A 15,197-nucleotide genomic window follows, 5' to 3' on the forward strand; every position below is an offset into this window, starting at 1 on the left:
GCGGTGTCGGGTGCGGCCGCGCGTCAGCGCCGGTCCGGCTCCTCGCTGCGCGGCAGCGACGTGGCCGTGTTGCGGGGCAGGTCCGGGGCGTCGCGCTCCGTGGCCATGTCCTGGGCCTCGGTGAGCTCGTCGACCACCAGCAGGTCCCGGCGCACCTTGCCGGTCCGGAAGCCCGCGCGGCCCACCAGGTGCGCCGCGACGGGCGCGGTGAGCATCTGGAACAGCGCGACCAGCACCAGGGCCCACACCGCCCCGCCGGACCGGAGCCGCAGCGCGAGGCCGACCAGGACGAGGATCAGGCCGAGCACCTGCGGCTTCGTGCCGGCGTGCATCCGCGACAGCAGGTCCGGGAACCGCAGCACGCCCACGCCCGCGGCGAACGCGAGCAGCGCCCCGCCCAGCATGCACACGGCCGCGGCGACGTCGGCGACCAGGTCCCAGCTCATCGGGCACTCCCCTCGTCGCTCGCCGTGCCGTCCTCGGCCGGCGCCTCCTTGTGGTGCCCGTCCTGCGCGACCGCCTCCGCGGTCGACACCTCGGCCTCGACCTCGCGGGCGCGACGGGCCTTGCGGGCGGCCTCCGCCTCCTCCTCGGCGCGGATCCGCTCGGCCTCCTCCTGGGCGATCTCCTCGCGGGACCGGACCCGGCCCTCGCCGGCGGGCTCGACGGACGCGAACCGGGAGATCGTCACCGAACCGACGAACCCGACGAGCGACAGCACCACGAGGATCGGCACCACGTCGGTCCGGCGCTCGGACGCGGCGTACAGCGCCACCGCCGCGACGACCACGGTCACGATGATGTCCAGCGCGACGGTGCGGTCGAGCATCGACGGCCCGCGCTCGGCCCGGATCAGGGCCAGGACGCCCGCCACCGTGAGCAGCGCGGCGCAGATGATGAGGACGACGGTCATGCGCGCACCTCCGCGCGTCGGGCGGCGCGGCGCGGGTGCGGCTCGAGGCCGGCCTCCCGCAGCTCCGCGTCGGAGGCGAACGCGCGCAGCACCCGCTCCTCCTGGTCGAGGACGTTCTGGCGGGCCCGCTCCACGCCGCCGGACTGCTCGACGTCGAGGACGTGCAGGTAGAGCATCCCGGTCAGCCGGTGCGCCTCGACGACGAGCGACCCGGGCACGAGCGAGCACAGCTCGGCGGTCATCGTCAGGTACAGGTCGGAGTGGTTGCGCAGCTGCACGCCGATCACGGCCCCGCGCGGGGTGTGCCGGGGGCGCAGGGCCACCCAGGACACCTCGACGGACGCGTGCAGCAGGTCCCAGACGAACCGGGTCACCAGGACCACGAGGCCCCAGGGGTGCAGCCGGCCGTGGAAGTCGATGGGCGTCATCCGCAGCAGCCCGGTGACGAGCACCGCGACCACGGTGCCGGCCAGGACGTTGCCGAACGACAGGTCGCCCCAGAGCAGCACCCAGACGACGACGAGCCAGATGATCGTCGGCCACTGGGTCGCCAGCCGGTGGCGGCGCGGGTGCAGGCTCATCCGTCCTCCTCCAGGGCCGGGTCGACCGACTCGTCCTCGCGGGTGGCGTCCACCGACTCGCCGGAGCCGCGGCTGCCGTCCGGGAGCACCGCCTGCACGTACACCGACCGGTCGGCGAGGGCGGCGGAGGCGCGCTCCGCGTACCCGTACAGCGGGCCGGCGGCGACGGTCAGGGTCAGGCCGAGCACGACGAGCGCGGCGGCGGAGCCGACCATGCCCTTCGGCAGGTGCGTGTCGGGCAGCGGCTCGGGCGGGGTCTGCCAGAACGCCTTGTTCCAGGCCTTGATCAGCGCGTAGAGCGTGAGGAGCGAGGTGAGCACGCCACCGACGACCAGGGTCAGCGCGAGCCCGGACCCGTCCTGCACGCCCGCCTGCATCAGGCCGACCTTGCCGAGGAACCCGGACAGCGGCGGGATCCCGCCGAGGTTCATCGCGGGGACGAAGAACAGGATCCCCAGGACGGGCGCGGCCTTCGCCAGGCCGCCCAGCGAGTCGAGCGACGTCGACCCGCCCCGCCGTTCGATCAGCCCCGCGACCAGGAACAACCCGGTCTGCACGATGATGTGGTGCGCGACGTAGTAGATCGCCGCGGCCCAGCCGGTCTCGGAGGCCAGGGAGATGCCGAAGATCATGTAGCCGATGTGGCTGACCAGCGTGAACGACAGCAACCGCTTGAGGTCGTCCTGCGCGACGGCACCCAGGATGCCGACGACCATCGTCGCGAGCGCCGCCCACATGAGGACGTCGTCCATCCGCCCCTCGGGGAACAGCAGCGTCTGGGTGCGGATGATCGCGTACACGCCGACCTTGGTCAGCAGGCCCGCGAACACGGCCGTCACCGGCGCGGGCGCCGTCGGGTAGGAGTCCGGCAGCCAGGCGGACAGCGGGAAGATCGCCGCCTTGATGCCGAACGCCAGCAGCAGCATGGCCTGGAGCAGCAGGCGCACGTCGGCGTCGATCTCCGGCAGCCGCTCCGCGAGCTGGGCGAGGTTCACCGTGCCCGTGGCCGCGTAGATCATCGCGATCGCCACGAGGAACAGCAGCGACGACAGCAGCGCGACGACCACGTAGATGCTGCCCGCGCGGATCCGCTCGCCGGTGCCGCCCAGGGTCAGCAGCACGTAGGACGCCGCGAGCAGGATCTCGAAGCCGACGTAGATGTTGAACAGGTCCCCCGACAGGAACGCGTTCGCGACGCCGGCGGTCAGGATCAGGTACGTCGGGTGGTAGATCGACACCGGCGCGGCCTCGTCGCCGTCGGCCTCGCCCTGGGCCAGCGAGTACAGCTGGACGCACAGGGTCACGGCCGCCGACACGGTGAGCATCAGCGCCGACAGCCGGTCCGCGACCAGGTCGATGCCGACCGGCGCCGCCCAGCCGCCGATGTCGACGACCAGCGGGCCGTCGTCGGCGAGCACCAGCAGCGTCGCGGCGACGACCAGGACGATGCTCAGGGAGACGACGCTGATGATGCGCTGCAGCCGCGGCCGGCGGTACAGCGCGAGCGCGAGGCCCGCCCCGAACAGCGGGACGACGACGGGCAGCGGCACCAGGAACGCGTAGTCGTTCATCGGCCCTCCTGCCCTCGGTCGGTCGTGTCGTGGCGGTCCGCGCCCGCGGGCACCGGTTCGCCCTCGTCGGTCTCGTCGCGGGTCTCGGCCGCCTCCTCGTCGAGGGTGGTGGTCGAGTCCTCGGTGTCGGCGTCCTCGAACGCGCGCTCGTCGCGGGCGGCGAGCCGCGCGATGCGGCGGTCCTCGACGTCGTCCTGCACCTCGTCGTGCTGGTGCAGCTGCCAGGACCGGTAGGCCATCGCCAGCAGGAACGCCGTCATGCCGAGGGTGATGACGATGGCGGTCAGCACCATCGCCTGGGGCAGCGGGTCGCTCATCCGCCCCTCGGGCTCCAGCCCGACGATCGGCGGCCGCCCCGCCGCGCCCCCGGCGACCAGGAACAGCAGGTTCGCGCCGTTGCCGATCAGCACGACGCCGATCAGCACGCGGGACAGGCTGCGCTCCAGCAGCAGGTACACGCCGGTGGTCACCAGGACGACGATCACGCCGACCAGCACCAGGTTCGGGCTCATGTCGATGGTCACGCGGCGCCTCCCGTCCCGCGGGGGGTCCCGCGTCCCACGTCCAGGCCCTCGCCCGTCGGGGCGAGCACCTGCACCGGCTCGCCCGGGTCGGCGTGCCCGCCGACGCCCTCGGGGTCGCCGTCCGCCTCGGACTGCCGGTCGATCTCCGCGCCGAGGCTGCGCAGGATGTCGAGCACCAGACCCACGACCACCAGGTAGACACCGACGTCGAAGAACAGCGACGTCACCAGGTGGATGTCCCCGACCAGCGGCAGCGAGACGTCGATGATCCAGGACTGCAGCACGCTGCCGCCGAACACGAGGGCGCCGAGGCCCACGCCCGCGGACAGGAACAGGCCGCTGCCGAGCAGCAGACCCGGCTGGACCGGGGCGGCCTCGCCGAGCTCGTACCGGCCGCCCGCGAGGTAGCGCACGATCAGCGCGATCCCCGTGACCAGGCCGGCCGCGAACCCGCCGCCCGGCGCGTTGTGGCCGGAGAAGAGCAGGAACAGCGAGTACACGATCATCGTGTGGAACAGCAGCCGGACCACGACCTCGAACACCACGGACCGGCGGCGCGGGGCGAGGGTCCGCCCGGCGCGCAGCCACTCGCGCGACTGGTAGGTCGGCCGGTCGGTCACGGGCCGGCGCAGCGCGGCCGTGGGGTCCTCCCCGCCGCCGCCCCACACCTGCCGGTGCTCGGGGGCGTCGCCGGCCCGGAAGATCGCGCCGGACCGCTTGCGCAGGAACACCAGCGACGCGACGCCGGTCGCCGCGACCAGCAGCACCGAGATCTCGCCCATCGTGTCCCACGCGCGGATGTCGACCAGCGTCACGTTGACGATGTTCTTGCCGCCGCCGAACGAGTACGCCTCCTCGGCGAAGTCGACCGACACCGGGTCGTGGACCCGCGCGCCCGGCACGACGAGCGCGAGCCCGCCGACCGTGAGCCCGACGGCCAGCGCGATGCCGAGCCGCACCCAGCGGGAGCCGACCAGCGGCCGGTCGGAGAAGTACGGGGGCAGCCGGCGCATGACCAGCACGAACACGACGAGCGTGACGGTCTCGACGAGCACCTGCGTGAGCGCCAGGTCGGGCGCGCCCTGCAGCAGGAACAGCGCGGCGACGCCGTAGCCGCCGACCCCGAGCAGGATGACGGCCTTGAGCCGGCGGCGGGCCCGCGCGACCAGCACCGCGGCGACGGCCACGAACAGGCCGATCACCAGCTGGGCGGGGCGGTCCCAGGCCCGGACCTCGGTCGGCAAGCTCGGTGAGCGCGACCAGCGGGATGCCCACCATGAGCACGAAGACCACGAGGATCCCGCCGAGGTAGAACGGCAGCGAGCCGCGCTGGGTGAGGGCGGTGACGTCCGCGGCGAGGTCGTCGAGCTTGCGCATCATCCGGCGGTAGAACCGGTCGGCCTCGGGCACGTGCGGGACGCGCGCCTGCACGGCCTCGACCGGTCCGCGCGCGACGAACAGCAGCGCGCCGGACAGCAGCACCGCGACCGTGATCGCCAGCGTCGGCGTGAACCCGCCCCACAGCAGCAGGTGCCCGGCCTCGCCGGTGGGGTACGTGTCGGCGTGCGGGGCGAGCAGCTGCTCGCCGAGCCCGGGCAGCAGCGCGACCGCGAGGCCGAGCACGGCCAGCAGCATCGCGGGCCACACCAGCAGCAGCGACGGGCGGCCGACGGGCGCGGGGTCGGCGCGGTCGTCGTCACAGGTCGGGGCGGCCTCGGCCACGTCCTTGGCGGCCTTGTCCTCCGCGGCGTACCGCGCGTCCTTCGCCGCGCTCAGCCGCTTCACCGCGGCGGGCGACAGCACCGGCTTCGTCCAGAACGCGCCCCACCAGAGCCGCAGGCCGTACGCGACGGTCAGCGCGGAGCCGACGGCGACGACCACCAGCACGACGACGTCCAGCGGCTCGCCGCCGTGGCCGAACGCCTCGAGCGCGGCCTCCTTCGCGACGTAGCCCGCGAACGGGGGCGCGCCGATCATCGACAGCGTCGCGAGCCCGCCGGCCAGGGCGGTGACCGGCAGCGCCCGGCCGACCCCGGACAGCCGCCGCAGGTCGCGGGTGCCGGTGGCCGCGTCGACCACGCCGACGACGAGGAACAGCGCCGCCTTGAACATGGCGTGCGCCCCGACCATCGCGAGGCCCGCGAGCGCGGTGGCCCGCGTCCCGTAGCCGATCAGGAGCACGATCAGGCCGAGCTGGCTGACGGTGCCGAACGCGAGGATGAGCTTGAGGTCGTGCTGCCGCAGCGCGCGCCAGCCGCCGAGCACCAGGGTCCCGCCGCCGAGCAGCACGATCATCCAGCGCCAGACCGACAGGTCGGAGTACGCGGGCGCGAACCGCGCCACCAGGTAGACGCCGGCCTTCACCATCGCGGCGGCGTGCAGGTACGCGCTGACCGGGGTCGGGGCCGCCATCGCCGCGGGCAGCCAGAAGTGCAGCGGGATCAGCGCGGACTTGCTCGCGGCACCGACGAGCAGGCAGACCACGGCGGCGGTGACCAGGGGCCCGTGCGGGGGGTTCGCGATCGTCTCGGACAGCCGGTAGGTGCCCGCGGCCTCGCCCAGCAGCACGACGCCGACCAGCATCGTCAGGCCACCCGCGGTGGTGACGACGATGGCCTGCATCGCCGCGCGGCGGCTGGCCTTGCGCTCGTGGTAGTGCCCGATGAGCAGGTAGGAGAAGACCGTGGTCAGCTCCCAGAACACGAACAGCAGCAGCGTGTCGTCCGCGGTGACCAGCCCCAGCATCACGCCCGCGAAGGCAACCAGCACGCCGCTGAACCGGCCGAGGCCGCTCGCGTGCGGCTTGAAGTAGGCCGAGCAGTAGATCAGCACGATCGACCCGACGCCGCCGACCAGGAGGGTCATCAGCCAGGACAGCGTGTCCAGGCGGAACGACAGCTCGAGGCCGAGGCCGGGGATCCAGGCGACGGACTGGACCGGCCCGCGGCCGTCCATCACTTCGCCGGTGAGGGTGAGCGCCCAGACCGCCGCCGAGGCGGGGGCGAGCGCGAGGACCCAGAACGCCCTCCGGCCGATCCACGCGACGAGCGCGGGCGCGACCAGGGCTGCGACGAGGTGCACCGCGAGGAGCTGCAGCACGTCCGCTCCGTCCTGTCGTGGGCGGGTGGTCGGTCGGTCGGTGCCGACGGCGGCCGGCGGGGTGTGGTGTTGTCAGCAGGTCGGGACCCGTCGCCGCCGCCGACGCCGTGGGAGCAGGGCTCACCGACGGGGCCGACCGAGGGTCGAGGGATTGCCAGCACTCTATCAAGCGATGCCCACACGCACTCGGCGCGGACAGGTGGTCCTCGCCACTGGCGGGACCTCCGGCGGAGGGCCCGCGGGGTGGCGGCGGCTACCGTGACGGCGTGGATACGCTCCGGCTGACCTGCCTCGTCGTGGTGCTCGTCGCGACCGTCGTCGGCGTCGGGGTGTTCGCCCACGGCGCGACCCGGATCACGCGGACGGTCCGGTCGGGCCGGCCGGCGCCGGGGCGCCTGCGACCCGTCGGCCGACGCACCCTGCTGGTGCTGCGGGAGATGGTCGGGCACGGCCGGTTCCGGCACACGCCCGTCGTCCGGGCCGCGCACTGGGTCGTCATGGTGTCGTTCCCGATCCTGTTCTTCACGCTGGTCACCGGGTACGCGCAGGTCGTCGACCCGCGGGCCGCGCTGCCGCTGCTCGGGCACCTGCCGCCGTGGGAGCTGCTGACCGAGGGGATCGCCTGGCTGTCGCTGGTCGGCATCCTCGCGCTGATCGCCGTGCGGGTCCGGGCGACGCCGCGCGGGCTGCCGCGGACGTCCGCACGGGCGGTCGCCGCCGCCGGGGCCGGTGTCGGCGACGGCAGCGGGCCCGCCCCGACCGTGCCGGTCCGCCGGTCGCGGTTCTTCGGGTCGAGCACCGCGCAGGCCGTCGTCGTCGAGGCGACGGTGCTGCTCGTCGTGCTCGCGGTGCTGCTGCTGCGCGGGCTGGAGCACGAGCTCGCGGTGCGGGACGGGTCGGCGCCGGCGTCCGCGTGGCACTTCCCCACCACCGCGTGGATCGGCGGGCTGTGGTCGGGGGCGTCGACCGCCGCCGTCGAGGCCGCCGTCGTGCTGTGCGCGACGGTGAAGATCCTGGTGTCCGCGTCGTGGTTCGTCGTGGTCGGCCTGCAGCCGACGATGGGCGTCGCCTGGCACCGGTTCCTCGCGGTGCTCAACGTGTACGCGCAGCGCTCCCCGTCCGGCGCGGTCGCGCTCGGCCCGCTGCAGCCGCTGCGGGTCGGCGACCGCGACCTCGACGTCGCCGCCCTGGAGGACCTGCCCGACGACGCCCGCCTCGGGGTGCGCGCCGTGGAGGACCTCACCTGGAAGGGCCTGCTCGACGTCACCACCTGCACCGAGTGCGGGCGCTGCCAGGACCAGTGCCCGGCGTGGGCGACCGGCAAGCCGCTGTCCCCGAAGCTGCTGACCCTGGCGCTGCGGGACCACGCGGCCGCGACCGCCCCGTACCTGCGGGCCGCGCGCGCCGGCGACGAGGTCGAGCCCGGGCACGTCGACGTCGACCTGGTGGCGTCCGGGATCATCGACGCCGACGCCCTGTGGGCCTGCACCACCTGCGGCGCGTGCGTCGAGCAGTGCCCGGTCGACATCGAGCACGTCGACACCATCGTGGACATCCGGCGCTACCAGACCCTGATGGAGTCGGCGTTCCCCGCCGAGCTGGGCGGCACGTTCACCAAGCTCGAGCGGCGCGGCAACCCCTGGGGCCTGCCCGCCCGGCAGCGCCTCGACTGGGCGAAGGACCTGCCGTTCGACGTGCCGGTGGTCGGCGCCGACGTCGCGACCGCCGCCGAGGTCGACTACCTGTTCTGGGTCGGCTGCGCGGGCGCCTACGAGGAGAAGGCCCGTCGCACCACCCGCGCGGTCGCGGAGCTGCTGCACACCGCCGGCGTCACGTTCGCGGTGCTCGGCGACGGCGAGGGCTGCACCGGCGACCCGGCCCGCCGCGCCGGCAACGAGGTGCTCTACCAGATGCTCGCGTCCGCGAACGTGGAGACCCTCGCCGCCGCGGAGGCCCGGGCCGTCGTCGTCACCTGCGCGCACTGCTTCAACACGCTGTCCCGGGAGTACCCGCAGCTCGGCGGCCGGTACGACGTCGTGCACCACACCGAGCTGCTGGACCGGCTGGTCGGCGAGGGCCGGCTGCGCCCGGTCGCGGCCCCGGACGCCGCCCCGCAGCGCGTGACCTACCACGACCCCTGCTACCTCGGCCGGCACAACCAGGTCTACGAGCCCCCGCGTGAGCTGCTCGCCGCGATCCCCGGCGTCGAGGTCGTCGAGATGCCCCGCAACCGCGAGCGCTCGTTCTGCTGCGGCGCCGGCGGCGCGCGGATGTGGGTCGAGGAGTCGATCGGCACCCGCATCGGCACCGCCCGCGCCGAGGAGGCCGTCGGCACCGGCGCCGACGTCGTCGCGACCGCGTGCCCCTACTGCACGGTGATGCTCACGGACGGCGTCGCGGCGGCCACGCAGCCGGACGTCGACCGCGCCACGGTCGGCGTCCCCGAGGTCACCGACATCGCCCAGCTCCTCCTCGCCCGCATCCCCTGACCCGCCGGTCGAGGTCGAGGGTTTCGCGCGAGGTCGAGGGTTTCAGCCCCCGGTCCGCGACGAAACCCTCGACCTCGAGCCCGTCAGAGGGCGGTGGCGCGGCGGAGGGTGGCGAACGAGACCGCCGCCGCCAGGACCGCCACGACCGCGCCGACGGCCGACGCGTGCTGGGCGCCGGCGTCGAAGGCCAGGCGGGCCGACTCCAGCAGGGAGTCCGCGACCGCCGGGCCCAGGTCGCCGGCCACGCGGGTGGCGCCACCGAGCGTCTCCGCGGCGGCGTGCGCCTGGTCGCCGGTCAGCGTCTCCGGGACCGTCAGCCGCGCGCGGTAGGTCGCGTTCAGCACCGAGCCGAGCACGGCGACGCCGAGGGTGGTGCCGAGCTCGTAGGCCGTCTCCGAGATCGCCGACGCCGCGCCGGCCTTCTCCGGCGGGACGGCGGTGGTGATCTGGTCGTTGGTCAGCGTCTCCGCCAGCCCGACGCCGACGCCCATCACGAGGAACGCCACCGCGACCGAGGTGGGGGTCGGCACGTCGCCCACCAGCGTCAGCACGCCGTAGCCGACCGCCGCGAGCAGGAAGCTCGACCCGATGAGCGTCCCGGGCCGGACGTGCCGGACCAGGCGGACCGCGAGCAGCCCGGCCGCGACCGACCCGACGAGCCCGGGCAGCAGCACCACGCCCGCGGCCATCGGGGACAGCCCGGCGGCGAGCTGGAGCAGCTGCGACACGATCACCAGCAGCCCCGAGAACCCGAGCACCGACAGCAGGTTGGCCGACACCGCCCCGGAGAACACGGGGTTCGCGAACAGCCGGACGTCGAGCATCGGCACGGGCAGCCGACGCTGGCGGCGGACGAACGCCCACCCCGCGACCAGGCCCACGAGCGCGCTGCCGACGGTGGTGGCCGTCAGGCCGTGCTCGCCGGTCGCGATGATCGCGTAGACCAGCGGCAGCATCGTGGCGAGCGCGAGGACGCTGCTCCACGGGTCGAGCGGGCCGGGCGCGGGGTCCTTCGACTCCGGCACCAGGGCCGCGGCGAGCGGCAGCAGCACCAGCAGCACGGGCACGTTGAGCAGGAACACCGAGCCCCACCAGAAGTGGGTGAGCAGCGCGCCGCCGACGACCGGGCCGAGAGCCGCGCCGCCGGCGAACCCGGACGCCCAGATCGCGATGGCGAGGCGGCGCTGCGCGCGGTCGAGGAACACGTTCCGGATCAGCGACAGGGTCGAGGGCATCAGCGTCGCGCCGAACAGGCCGAGGGCCGCGCGGGCGGCGATCAGCATCGCCGGGCTGGTGGACCAGGCGGCGAGCAGCGACACGACGGCGAACCCGGTCGCGCCGATCATCAGCAGCCGCTTGCGCCCGACCCGGTCGCCGAGGCTGCCCATCGGCACCAGCAGCCCGGCCAGCACCAGCGGGTAGGCGTCCACGATCCACAGCAGCTCCGACCCCGACGCGCCGAGCGCCGCCGTGATCGACGGCAGCGCGAAGCTCAGCACCGTGTTGTCCACCGAGATCAGCAGCACGGGGAGCATCAGCACGACGAGCACGGCCCAGGGCCGCACGGGGCGGCCGCGGTGCGTCAGCGTGGTCGGCGCGGGGGTGCGCGTCGCGGGGGCGGGGACCGTCGCGGGCGCGGCGGGGCTGGACATGGCGGGGACCTCAATCATCGGGAAGCACAGCGACTGTACCGTCTGGACGGTTCACACGGAAGGTGAACCCGCGGACCGCTACGGTCATTCCCATGTCCGAGACCCGAGACCGGCTGCTCGACGCCTTCGAGGGCCTGCTCATCGCGCACGGCCCGCGGGCGGCGACGCTCGACGCCGTGGCCGCCGCCGCCGAGGTGTCCAAGGGCGGCCTGCTCTACCACTTCCCCAGCAAGGCGGCCCTGGTCCAGGGCCAGCGGGACCGGCTCGCGGAGCTCGGCACCGCCGACGTCGCCGCGATGCGCGCGGCACCCGAGGGCGCCGCCGAGTACTACCTGCGCGAGTCGATGCAGTCGGGCGGGCCGCTCGACCGGGCCCTGATCGCCGCGGTGCGGCTCGCCGAGGAGTCCGACGGCGACGCCACCGCCGTGCTCGAGGACCTGCGCACCCACTGGTACGACGCCCTGCTCGCCGAGCTGGCGGACCCCGCCGTCGCGCACGTGGTCCAGCTGCTCGGCGACGGCATGTACTACAACGCGGTCACCGGCGTCCGCGACCCCGGTGCGCTCGACGACGCACTGACCGTGCTGGGGCGGCTGCGGGGCTGAGGCCCCGGCCCGGGCCCGTCCACCCCGGGCACGCCGACGGCCCCGCAGCGCAGGCCGCGGGGCCGTCGGGGAGGATGTGTCCGCCCGGTGCGGAGGTCACCGGGCGGGTCTGGTCCGACGCGTCAGATGCGCACGCGCCGGGGGTTGCTCACGCTCGTCCAGCCGGCGTCCTCGTACTGCGACTCCGCCGTCTGCTGGTCGTTCGATGCCATCTCCATGACGCCCCCCTCGATCCGTTCGGACTGTGCCATCCTGCGGGGCGGACGCCGCTCGCGCACCCTCGGCGGGTGAACTCCACGTAAAACCTCACCCGGGGGGTCACCCGGACGGCCCTTGCGCGGACGGGCTCGTCCGCGCGGGCACCCCCGTGCCACGATGGCGGGCAGCCGATCAGTCAGGTGGTGACATGTCGACCCCGACCCGCACGCCGTCCTCGCCCTCCACCGAGGTCACGGACCAGCCGCGCCCCTACGCGCAGGACCCGACGGAGGTGCTGGCCGGCCTCCGCTCCGACCCGGACGGGCTCCCCGCGGGCGAGGCCGCGCGCCGCCTCGCCGAGCACGGGCCGAACCGGCTGCCGACACCGCCCCGGCCCAGCGCCCTGCGCCGGCTGCTCGGGCACTTCGACGACATCCTCATCTACATCCTGCTGGCGTCGGCGGTGCTCAAGGCGATCCTCGGCGACTGGATCGACTTCAGCGTCATCCTCGCGGTCGCCGTCATCAACGCGGGCGTCGGCTTCCTCCAGGAGGGGCAGGCCGAGCGCGCGCTCGACGGCATCCGCACGATGCTCTCGCTCGACGCCCAGACCCGCCGCGACGGCGAGTGGCAGGTCGTCGACGCGGAGACGCTGGTGCCCGGGGACGTCGTGCGCGTCCGCTCGGGCGACCGCGTGCCCGCAGACCTGCGCCTGATCGAGGCGACGAACCTCCAGGTGGAGGAGGCCGCGCTCACCGGCGAGTCGGTCGCCGCGACCAAGCACGTCGAGGCCGTCGGCGCCGACGCGGGCGTGGGCGACCGCGCGTCGATGCTGTTCTCCAGCACGATCGTGGCCGCGGGCACCGGCGTCGGGGTCGTCACCAGCACGGGCAGCGGCACCGAGATCGGCCGCATCCAGGCGCTCATCTCCGAGGTCGACCACCTCGACACCCCGCTGTCCCGCCAGCTCGCGCGGTTCGGCAAGACGCTGTCGCTCGGCATCCTCGGCATGGCCGCCGTCATGCTCGTCATCGGCCGCGTCATCCACGACTGGGACCTGCCGGACCTGGTGTCCGCCGCGATCGGGTTCGCGGTCGCCGCCGTCCCCGAGGGCCTGCCCGCGCTGGTCACCGTCACCCTGGCGCTCGGCGTCCAGCAGATGGCGCGCCGCAACGCGATCACCCGCAAGCTCACGGCCGTCGAGGCCCTGGGCTCGGTGACCACCATCTGCTCGGACAAGACCGGCACCCTCACCAAGAACGAGATGACCACCCGCACGGTCGTCACCGCAGCCGGCACGTACGCCGTCGAGGGCCTCGGCTACGCGCCCGAGGGGCGGATCACCCGCGACGGCGCCCACGCCCCGCTGGACGCGCACCCCGACCTGCGGGCGCTGCTCGTCGCCGCCGGCGCCTGCAACGACGCGCGGGTGGTCCAGGACGGCGGCAGCTGGCGCGTCGTCGGCCAGCCCACCGAGGGCGCCATCACCACGGTCGTGCAGAAGTCCGGCGCCGACCTGACCGGGGTCGAGCGGCTCGCGTCGCTGCCGTTCGAGTCGGCCACCAAGTTCATGGCCACCCTCGACCGCGTCCCCGGCGCCGGGACCCGGGTGCGCGCCGTCGGCGCCCCCGACCGGCTGCTCGACCGCTGCACCCACCAGCGCGCCGCCGACGGCACCCTCGAGCCGCTGGACCAGGCCCGCTGGGACGCCGTCGTCGACGAGCTCGGCGGCCAGGGGCTGCGGACCCTCGCCGCCGCGGAGCGGCCCGTCGCCGACGGCACCGCCACGCTCGACGCCGACGACCTCGGGGGCGGGCTGACGTTCCTCGGCGTCTTCGGGATCGTCGACCCCCCGCGACCCGAGGCCGTCCAGGCCATCGCCGACTGCCACCGGGCGGGCATCCGGGTCAAGATGATCACCGGCGACCACGTCGGCACCGCCACGGCCATCGCCCGCGAGCTCGGCATCGCCGCCCCCGAGGGCCGGGTCCCGTCGCTCACCGGGGCCGACCTCGAGGCGATGACCCAGGAGCAGCTGCGCACCCGGGTCCGCGAGGTCGACGTCTACGCGCGCACCAGCCCCGAGCACAAGATCCGGATCGTCCGGGCGCTGCAGTCGCACGGCGAGGTCGTCGCCATGACCGGCGACGGCGTGAACGACGCCCCCGCGCTCACCCGGGCCGACGTCGGCATCGCGATGGGCATCAAGGGCACCGAGGCCACCAAGGAGGCCGCCGAGATCGTCCTCGCGGACGACAACTTCGCCACCATCGAGCGCGCGGTCGAGGAGGGGCGGCGGATCTACGACAACATCGCGAAGTCGGTGGTGTTCCTGCTGCCGACGAACGGTGCGCAGTCGCTCGTGATCCTCGTGGCCGTGCTGCTCGGGCTGACGCTGCCGCTCGCCCCGGTGCAGATCCTCTGGGTCAACCTGGTGACGGCCGTGACCCTGTCGCTGGCCCTCGCGTACGAGCCGGGCGAGCCGGGGCTGATGAGCCGGCCGCCGCGCACCGCCACCGGGTCCGTGATCTCCCGACGGTCCCTGCTGCACGTGGTCGTCGTGTCCCTGCTGATCGGCGGCGCGACCCTCGCGGTCTTCGCGATCGAGCAGGCCCGGGGCACCGCCACCGACGTCGCCCAGACCACCGCCGTCACGATGCTCGCGCTCGGCCAGCTCGCCTACCTGTTCAACTGCCGGTTCCTCGGGGCGTCCAGCGTGACCCTCCAGGTGCTGCGCGGGAACCGGGTGGTCTGGCTGGCCGCGGGCGCGCTGCTCGTGCTGCAGCTGGTCTTCACCTACGTGCCGTTCATGAACTCCTGGTTCGACTCCGCACCCATCGGCATCCGCGCCTGGGGCCTCACGCTCGGCTTCGCGCTGCTGGTGTTCCTGCTGGTCGAGGCCCTGAAGGCGGTCACCCGGGCCGTCGACGCGCGCGGCACCGCCCCGCGGACCGGTGTCGCCCCCACCCCCGACGCCGTCGACCTGGCCGAGGCCGCCGCGCGGCTGCCCGAGCTCGTCACCGTGGCGGCCACCGGGCGCACGGTCACGCTGACCCAGGACGGCCGGGCGGTCGCGCAGATCGTGCCCCCGCGCGGCTCGGCCCGGCGGACCACCGGGCGGGCGGCCGGTGCGCCGGTCGCCGCGGCCACGACCACCGCGATCCAGCTCGACCCGCCCGCGCTGCCCGAGGCGGCGACCGCGGCGGACCCGGCCGGCGGCGAGGCCGTTGCCGCGGGGCCGTCCGCGCCGACCCCGACGGCTCCGGCTCCGGACGTCGCGGACCCGGCGGTCGGGGCGGACGCGACGGACGCGACGGACGCGGTCACGGTCGTCGACGCCCCGGTCGACCACCTCGCGGGCTCGCCCGCCGCGGCCGCCGACGACCACCCCACGGTCGTCATGGCGCCGGTCACCGACTCCACCCCGGCCCCGCCCCCGCGCCGCCGCGCCCGCCGCGCCGAGCCGGCACCGCCGACGGAGCCCGTCGACCGCGGCGTCCCGGACGCCTGACGTCCCCCGGGGCGCCGCACCCAGGAAGCCACGCCGAGTCAGGACCCCCGCGTC

At 74.7% G+C, this 15,197-nt stretch carries 8 protein-coding genes and 2 pseudogenes; 3 read left to right on the forward strand and 7 right to left on the reverse strand.

The features are described from left to right. Nucleotides 1–23 precede the first annotated feature (23 nt). The 6 genes and pseudogenes from mnhG to AC1VL8_RS03990 all read right to left on the reverse strand — a co-directional run bounded on the left by mnhG (nucleotide 24) and on the right by AC1VL8_RS03990 (nucleotide 6,688). Nucleotides 24–446, reverse strand: a complete 423-nt coding sequence (gene mnhG / locus AC1VL8_RS03965) for a monovalent cation/H(+) antiporter subunit G (protein ID WP_389235710.1) — start codon at nucleotides 444–446, stop codon at nucleotides 24–26. Beyond that, on the reverse strand, nucleotides 443–913 hold the full coding sequence (locus AC1VL8_RS03970; protein WP_483074234.1) for an MrpF/PhaF family protein: 471 nt from the start codon (nucleotides 911–913) through the stop codon (nucleotides 443–445). The genes mnhG and AC1VL8_RS03970 overlap by 4 nt, the downstream gene beginning before the upstream one ends. Then, the gene (locus tag AC1VL8_RS03975) at nucleotides 910–1,494 is read right to left on the reverse strand and encodes a Na+/H+ antiporter subunit E (protein WP_483074235.1); all 585 of its coding nucleotides are present in this window, start codon (nucleotides 1,492–1,494) and stop codon (nucleotides 910–912) included. The genes AC1VL8_RS03970 and AC1VL8_RS03975 overlap by 4 nt, the downstream gene beginning before the upstream one ends. Continuing rightward, on the reverse strand, nucleotides 1,491–3,065 hold the full coding sequence (locus AC1VL8_RS03980; RefSeq protein ID WP_389235719.1) for a Na+/H+ antiporter subunit D: 1,575 nt from the start codon (nucleotides 3,063–3,065) through the stop codon (nucleotides 1,491–1,493). Before AC1VL8_RS03980 ends, AC1VL8_RS03975 begins: the two co-directional genes overlap by 4 nt. Continuing rightward, nucleotides 3,062–3,589, reverse strand: coding sequence for a Na(+)/H(+) antiporter subunit C (locus AC1VL8_RS03985; RefSeq protein ID WP_483074236.1), 528 nt, complete (start codon nucleotides 3,587–3,589; stop codon nucleotides 3,062–3,064). Before AC1VL8_RS03985 ends, AC1VL8_RS03980 begins: the two co-directional genes overlap by 4 nt. Beyond that, nucleotides 3,586–6,688: pseudogene (locus tag AC1VL8_RS03990) on the reverse strand (Na+/H+ antiporter subunit A). The gene AC1VL8_RS03985 and the pseudogene AC1VL8_RS03990 overlap by 4 nt, the downstream one beginning before the upstream one ends. A gap of 266 nt (nucleotides 6,689–6,954) precedes the next feature. Here AC1VL8_RS03990 and AC1VL8_RS03995 point away from each other — a divergent pair. Further along, a complete protein-coding gene (locus tag AC1VL8_RS03995; RefSeq protein ID WP_483074237.1) occupies nucleotides 6,955–9,177 on the forward strand; it encodes a (Fe-S)-binding protein in 2,223 nt (740 codons plus the stop codon). Nucleotides 9,178–9,260: 83 nt separating this feature from the next. Here AC1VL8_RS03995 and AC1VL8_RS04000 read toward each other — a convergent pair whose 3' ends face one another. Further along, nucleotides 9,261–10,847: an MFS transporter gene (locus tag AC1VL8_RS04000; RefSeq protein ID WP_483074238.1), complete on the reverse strand. Its 1,587-nt coding sequence runs from the start codon at nucleotides 10,845–10,847 to the stop codon at nucleotides 9,261–9,263. Between the two features lie 74 nt (nucleotides 10,848–10,921). Between AC1VL8_RS04000 and AC1VL8_RS04005 the strand changes: the two genes are divergently transcribed. Both AC1VL8_RS04005 and AC1VL8_RS04010 read left to right on the forward strand, forming a co-directional pair. Beyond that, nucleotides 10,922–11,434: a TetR family transcriptional regulator gene (locus tag AC1VL8_RS04005; protein WP_389235731.1), complete on the forward strand. Its 513-nt coding sequence runs from the start codon at nucleotides 10,922–10,924 to the stop codon at nucleotides 11,432–11,434. Between the two features lie 406 nt (nucleotides 11,435–11,840). Then, nucleotides 11,841–14,552 (forward strand): annotated as a pseudogene (locus AC1VL8_RS04010) (cation-translocating P-type ATPase); the annotation flags it as partial. Nucleotides 14,553–15,197: the final 645 nt, after the last annotated feature.

The organism is Cellulomonas sp. KU4C, from assembly GCF_056868065.1.

Bases quoted from the DNA above. Each gene is read 5' to 3' on its own strand.
- mnhG (WP_389235710.1), bottom strand. From the start codon at position 446: ATGAGCTGGGACCTGGTCGCCGACGTCGCCGCGGCCGTGTGCATGCTG.
- AC1VL8_RS03970 (WP_483074234.1), bottom strand. From the start codon at position 913: ATGACCGTCGTCCTCATCATCTGCGCCGCGCTGCTCACGGTGGCGGGC.
- AC1VL8_RS03975 (WP_483074235.1), bottom strand. From the start codon at position 1,494: ATGAGCCTGCACCCGCGCCGCCACCGGCTGGCGACCCAGTGGCCGACG.
- AC1VL8_RS03980 (WP_389235719.1), bottom strand. From the start codon at position 3,065: ATGAACGACTACGCGTTCCTGGTGCCGCTGCCCGTCGTCGTCCCGCTG.
- AC1VL8_RS04000 (WP_483074238.1), bottom strand. From the start codon at position 10,847: ATGATTGAGGTCCCCGCCATGTCCAGCCCCGCCGCGCCCGCGACGGTC.
- AC1VL8_RS04005 (WP_389235731.1), top strand. From the start codon at position 10,922: ATGTCCGAGACCCGAGACCGGCTGCTCGACGCCTTCGAGGGCCTGCTC.